Raw genomic sequence first — 589 nt, 5'->3', positions numbered from 1 at the left:
GCGGTAAAAGCACGCCCACATTGCGCCCCGCCGGGGGGGCGGTGACATGCGGCGCCCTGCGCCCCGGGGTGGAAGCACAGGCGCTGAGCGTGGCCACGGCCAGCCCCGTCAGCAATAAGCGCTTGCATGCACGACGTGGAGAGGCAGAATCAACATCCTGTCCATGTATCCGGGTTCCGAATGTCTGACGCCTCATCTTCCTCGCCTTCAAAATCTCATCGCATGGTACATAGCGGAGAATGTACCGCCCGTCATGCCGGGAACGCGGATGAAACCGTTTCGGTTCAGATTCGTGAGGGGGAACTCGTTCTCGTCGCCACGCCCATAGGCAACCTGGGTGATATCAGCCGCCGCGCGGTTGAAACACTGGAGGCCGCCGATCTGATCCTGTGCGAGGATACGCGCACCAGCGCGCGCCTGCTGCGGGAATACGGCATCCACACCCGCACGCGCCCCCTGCACGACCATAACGAGGAACAGCAGATTCCCGCCCTGCTGGATGAACTTGCCGCGGGGCGGCGCATCGCCGTGATTTCGGACGCGGGCACGCCGCTCATGTCCGATCCCGGCTACCGGCTGGTACGCGCCA

At 64.3% G+C, this 589-nt stretch carries 1 protein-coding gene; it reads left to right on the top strand.

What is annotated here, in order from left to right; all coding sequences use genetic code 11:
- Positions 1-222: 222 nt before the first annotated feature.
- The coding region (gene rsmI, locus JCM25156_RS19825; RefSeq protein WP_242402765.1) for a 16S rRNA (cytidine(1402)-2'-O)-methyltransferase at positions 223-589 on the top strand (367 nt) is incomplete at its 3' end.

Source organism: Komagataeibacter kakiaceti JCM 25156 (assembly GCF_000613305.1).
The sequence above is the reverse complement of the archived record's forward strand: the minus strand, read 5'-3'. Positions and strand labels throughout refer to the sequence as shown.